The following is a 5,601-nucleotide window of genomic DNA, read 5'->3' as shown; positions in this document are numbered from 1 at the left end:
CCTGGCTCGCCTCGTCAAAGCCAATCGTGGCGTCGACGGGCTGCGTGGCGCCCTCGTTGAAGGTCGAGATGGCGCCGCCCAGCACGTTCTTGAGCTTGTCGGCGTCATAGGTGGCGCCGCCCGCGCTCTCGATCTGGTGCTCTCCCATGACGCACACGGGCCAGGCCCAGGCCGTCTGCTGGCCCAGAAGCGCGCGGGCATAGGCGGCCGTGTCAAACGCGAGGTCGACGTCGGTACCCTTGAGCGTGGTCGAGAACCCGTCGCCCTCAATCTCTGCGGTGAACGAGTCGAGCCCCGAGGCCGCGGCCTCGCTCACCTCGGAGGCAGGCCTGAGCGACACGTCGGCCCCGTTGAGCTGCGTGTTGGGATAGAAGATGAACGAGAAGACCGCAAATCCCACGAGATAGACAGCCGCGACGACACCCACGAGGACGCCCACGACGATGAGCGCCACCTTGCGGCCACGGCCATCCTTGGGAGCGGGGTCTGAGGGCATGCCCGGCGCGGGAGACTGAGGCGCGGCGGGCTCGGCACCCAGGAGGGTGGCCGTGGGCACTGCCCCGCCCCTTGCCGCGTGCTTACCCCGAGCGGCCTTACCGCCGCCAAATACCTTGCCCATTGCGATTCCCCTAGCAGCCGCGACGGATGCGGCCAAGACGTTTCCTCGAATCTTGTGCATGCTGTATGGTAGCGCATGGCGGGGACGCTCACCCCCGCCGATAGGAGCCAATTTAAGGAACAGACGCGCCGTCCAGCCATGGCGGCGCGCGGGGCCGGGAGCGCCCGGCCAAGGGGAGGAAACCTTGGGCATCGTACGAATTGACACGGCAGACGACCCCCGCCTCGACGTCTACGTGCGCCTCACCGAGCGCCAGCTGCGCAGCCGCCTCGAGCGCAACGCCTCGATTCTCGTGGCGGAGTCCGAGAAGGTCGTGCGCGTGGCGCTGGCAAGTGGGCTTGCCCCCTTGTCGCTTCTGCTCGAGGAGCGCCAGCTCGAGACCGAGGCGAACCTCGTGGCAGACGTCCTCTCCCTCGCGAATGGCGGGGAGGTGCGCGAGAGCGCGGGGCACGTGAGCATCGTGCCCACGCCCGACGTGCCCATCTATGTACTCCCCCACGAGCAGATCTGCCGCCTCGTGGGCTACAACGTGACCCGCGGCGTGCTGTGCGCCATGCGCCGCCCCGCCGAGAGGAGCGCCGCCGCGCTGCTGAACGAGCTGCCTGACGCCCGCCGCCTCGCCGTCCTCGAAGGCGTCACCGACGCCACGAACGTGGGCGCCGCGATGAGGAGTGCCGCGGCCCTGGGGATAGACGCCGTCCTTCTCACCCCCACCTGCTGCGACCCGCTCGTGCGCCGCGCCGTTCGCGTGAGCATGGGCACGGTCTTCCAGGTGCCGTGGGCGCGCTTTGGCAGCTGGCCTGCTAAGCAGGGCGGGACGGACGGCATTGGCCTGCTGCGCGACCGCGGCTTCAAGACGGCGGCGCTCGCGCTGCGCGACGACTCCTACTCGCTTGGGGACGAGCGCCTGCGCGGCATCGACAGGCTCGCAATGCTCTTTGGCACCGAGGGTGACGGCCTTGCAAACTCCACGATCGAGGCCTGCGACGTGACCGTGCGCATCCCCATGCAGCACGGGGTCGACTCGCTCAACGTCGCGGCCGCCACGGCCGTAGCCTTCTGGGAGCTCTGTCACTAACTGGGACAGTTTCGCCCGTAGCCTATCTGTCCCACTTTTCCTGCAGTTTGGGACAGAAAAGCTACGGGCGGAAGTGTCCACGGGCGGAAGTGTCCTAGAAATAGCAGGAGGGCCGCCCGAGTCGCCCGGACGGCCCTCCTGCTTTGTAAGAGCACGGTCTAGCCCGCGAGCTCGGCCTAGTTGAACTTCACGAGCTTCGAGGCGATGCGGTAGATGCCCAGCGTGAACTTCTCGCCCACCTTGGTGGGGAGGTTCGTGGCAAGGCCCACGATGCCCATGCGGGCGCGGCGGTACATGCGCTTGTCGTACTCCCTGAGGTGCTCCCAGAGCGCCTCGCAGTTCTCCATCGCGTCGGGCGCGTCGGACATGCGCGAGAAGATCGAGCACGCGGCCATCATGAGGGTGAAGTAGCCAATCATGTAGCTGCGCAGCTCGGGGATCTTGACGTCGTCGTAGAGGTGGTAGGCGTCCATCATGATGCGCGTAATGCGCAGCTGCTGGTCGATGCGACTCACCATGACCTTCTCGTTGACCGACTGGTCCTCTCGGCCGATGAAGTAGCGGTAGAGGTCGACGTCGAGGTAGTAGAGGGTCTTGCAGCGCGGCAGCGGCACGTAGGCGTAGATGTTGTCCACGTAGAAGGTGTGGGCGGGCATGGGCACGCCGCCGTCGCGCAGGATGTCGGTACGGTAGCACAGCGAGTGCATCAGCAGGTTCTGGGCCATGTTGAAGTGGCCGATCTTGTCCCAGGTGATGACCTTGTTGCGCTTGAGCACGTACTTGTAGTCGATGACGTTCTGCGTGTTGTCCTCGACGTGCTCGTAGACGTAGTTGGTGATGACGAGGTCGACACGCATGTCGCGCCACTCGAAGTCGCGCAGGGTCGAGAGCAGCTTGGAGAGGGCGTCGTCGTCGAGCCAGTCGTCGGAGTCGACAACCTTGAAGTACAGGCCCTTGGCGTGCTCGAGCGCGGCGAGCACGGCCATGCCGTGGCCACCGTTCTCCTGGTGCACGGCCTCGACGATGTTCGGGTAGCGGTTCTGCCACTCGAGCGCCTTCTCGTAGGTGTTGTCCTTCGTGGAGCCGTCGTCGACGACGACGATCTGCACGTCGTCGGCGTAGTCGCTGCCCTCGAGGATCGAGGTGATGCAATGGTCCATGTACTCCGCCGAGTTGTAGCACGGAATGCCGAAGGTGATGGTCTTGCCTGTAGTCACGGTTCACTCCCTGGGGTGCCCGAATGGGCCTCCTGGTGTCTCGTGCGCAGACGCGCCCGGGGCTTGCCGGGCGCGCGGCGCGGTCGTTTAATTGTGGGCTGCGACGAGCTCGTCGGACAGGTCGAGGGCGCTCGCCACGACGCCGTCCATGTCGTAGTAGCGGTACTCGGCGAGGCGGCCCACCGGGTGGAAGTTGGTGAGGCGGCTCACGCGGGCGAGGTAGCGCTGGTAGAGTGCCTTGTTCTCGTCCTCGAGGATCGCGTAGTAGGGGGTCTCGCCGCTCTCAGGCGTGTAGGCCTTGGAGTACTCGCGCATGATCGTGGTCTTGCCGGGCACGACCTGGCCGGTCATGTTCTTGAACTCGGTGATGCGCGTGAAGTCCTCGCTCGTGGTGTAGTTCACGGTGCCCACGGGCTGGAACTGGTCCTGGTCGAGGGTCTCGAACTCCATGTCAAGCGTGCGGTACGGAAGCGCGCCCAGGTCGAGGCCAAAGAGCTCGTCGAGCGGGCCGGTGTAGACGATCTCGCCGCCGTAGGGCTTGCCGCAGACCTTGGCGTAGTCCTCGTCGACCGTAAGGATGTCGCGGACGTCGACGTCAAGGAAGACGTCGATGAGGTCGTGGTCGAGCAGGCGCTCGAAGAGCTTGGTGTAGCCCTCGGCCGGCATGCCCTGATGGGCGACGCGCGGGAAGTAGCGCTCGTCATCGCCCACGAAGACCGGCACGCGGCCGGTGACGGAGGGGTCGACCTGGTCGGGCGTGGTGCCCCACTGCTTCATCGTGTAGTGGAGGAACACGTTCTCGTAGACGTAGTCGGCGACCTCCTGCAGGTCGGGGTCGTTCTTCTCGCGCAGCTCGAGAATGGGGACCTTCTTGTTCTCGCCAAAGGTCTCGACGAGCTTGCGGTAGAGGGCCTCGCCGCGCTCCTCGCCAAAGGCGAGCTTGAGGCTCTTGTGGTTGAACGGGACCGGCATGAGAGTGCCGTGGATGTTGGCGAGCACCTTGTGCTGGTAGTTGGTCCACTCGGTGAAGCGGGAGAGGAACTGGTGGACGCGGTCGCTCTGGGTGTGGTAGATGTGAGGACCGTACTTGTGGACCAGGATGCCCGCGTCGTCGACGTAGTCATAGGCGTTGCCCGCGATGTGGTCGCGACGCTCGATGACGGCGACGCGGAAGCCGCAGGCCTCGGCAAGGCGGCGTGCGCAGACGGAGCCAGCGTAACCGGCACCGACGACGATCATGTCGTACGTGTCGGCGTTGAAGCCGGCGGGGAGCCCACTAGCGATACCCATTCGAATCCTCTCGACAAACTGTAGTCACGCGAGACGCACGCTCCCACAATCGGTTGCGTGCGCCCCAAAATCTTTAGTGATTCTATATCACGCGCTCCTATAATGGGCACGGTGTCACCTGATGCCAGCAAAACGCCAAAAAAGGAGCGAAATGAGCGATTTTCTGCAGCGTATGAAGTCCGCCGCCAAGGCTGACAAGAAGACCATCGTCCTTCCCGAGGGCGAGGACCCGCGCACCATCGAGGCCGCCAAGAAGATCGTCGAGGAGGATCTGGCCAACCTGATCATCCTGGGCGACCCCGAGCAGATCAGCGTCGAGGGCGTCACCGTCATCGACCCCAAGAACGCCGAGAAGCACGAGGCCTATGCCGAGAAGTTCGCCGAGTTGCGCGCCAAGAAGGGCGTCACCATCGAGCAGGCCCGCGAGCAGATGAACGACGCCACCTATTTCGGCACCATGATGGTCAAGATGGGCGACGCCGACGGCTTGGTCTCCGGCGCCTGCCACTCCACGGCCAACACCCTGCGCCCGGCCCTGCAGATCCTCAAGACCGCGCCGGGCACCAAGCTCGTCTCGGCCTTCTTCATCATGTGCACCAAGACCCCCGAGTACGGCGCCGAGGGCACGCTCATGTTCGCCGACTGCGGCCTGAACATCGACCCCAACGCCGACGAGCTCTCCGAGATCGCCATCGCCTCCGCCGAGAGCTGGAAGGCCTTCATGGGCGACGTCGACCCCAAGATCGCCATGCTGTCGTTCTCCACGAAGGGCTCCGCCAAGGGTGAGGTCCCCGAGAAGGTCCAGGAGGCCACCAAGCTCGCCCACGAGAAGGCCCCCGAGCTCGCCCTCGACGGCGACCTGCAGCTCGATGCCGCCCTCGTCCAGTCCGTCGCCGACCTCAAGGCCCCGGGCTCCGAGGTCGCCGGCCACGCCAACATCCTGGTCTTCCCGGACCTCGAGGCGGGCAACATCGGCTACAAGCTCGTCCAGCGCTTCGGCGGTGCCGAGGCCTACGGCCCCGCACTTCAGGGCATCGCCAAGCCGGTCAACGATCTGTCGCGTGGCTGCAGCGCCGACGACATCGTGGGCGTCGTCGCCATCACGGCCGTCCAGGCCCAGATGGCCGAGTAGCCCTTTCGGCACTCGCCCGTACGCGGCTTTCATAAGCCCGGCTCACAAGCAAGGCCCCCGAACCTCACGGCTCGGGGGCCTTGCTCGTTTTGGGCGGTTGGGCCAGGGAGGGTTGCTGTGCCGCTCCTCTTGCGATTATGGGACGATAAAGCTCCGGGCTATTTTGTCCCAGCTTATGTCAGGGGGTGCGGGCCCGCGGCGGCCACTGCCTCGTCGAGGTCGGGGTAGCGGTCGCGCGCGTGGCGCTCGAACATGGAGGCGAGAC

General features: G+C 65.6%; 4 protein-coding genes and 1 pseudogene. 2 read left to right on the top strand and 3 right to left on the bottom strand.

From position 1 onward, the window contains the following. Positions 1 to 556: pseudogene (locus AC1VTH_RS06205) on the bottom strand (hypothetical protein); the annotation flags it as partial. Positions 557 to 803: 247 nt separating this feature from the next. On the opposite strand from AC1VTH_RS06205, the gene AC1VTH_RS06200 reads away from it, so the two are divergent. Next, a complete protein-coding gene (locus AC1VTH_RS06200) occupies positions 804 to 1,697 on the top strand; it encodes a TrmH family RNA methyltransferase (protein WP_481335300.1) in 894 nt (297 codons plus the stop codon). A gap of 176 nt (positions 1,698 to 1,873) precedes the next feature. Here the strand turns inward: AC1VTH_RS06200 and AC1VTH_RS06195 are convergent, their stop codons facing one another. Both AC1VTH_RS06195 and glf read right to left on the bottom strand, forming a co-directional pair. After that, entirely contained in the window at positions 1,874 to 2,914 is a 1,041-nt protein-coding gene (locus tag AC1VTH_RS06195) for a glycosyltransferase (RefSeq protein WP_481335298.1), read from the bottom strand. An 87-nt stretch (positions 2,915 to 3,001) separates the two neighbouring features. Further along, positions 3,002 to 4,204 (bottom strand): UDP-galactopyranose mutase, encoded by a 1,203-nt coding sequence (gene glf / locus AC1VTH_RS06190; protein ID WP_293672837.1) that lies wholly within the window; start codon positions 4,202 to 4,204, stop codon positions 3,002 to 3,004. A gap of 121 nt (positions 4,205 to 4,325) precedes the next feature. Here glf and pta point away from each other — a divergent pair, with 121 nt between their 5' ends. Further along, entirely contained in the window at positions 4,326 to 5,336 is a 1,011-nt protein-coding gene (gene pta, locus AC1VTH_RS06185) for a phosphate acetyltransferase (RefSeq protein WP_481335296.1), read from the top strand. The last annotated feature ends 265 nt before the right edge of the window (positions 5,337 to 5,601 follow it).

This window comes from Parolsenella sp. (genome assembly GCF_982402205.1).
This window is presented reverse-complemented; position numbering and strand designations above follow the sequence as displayed.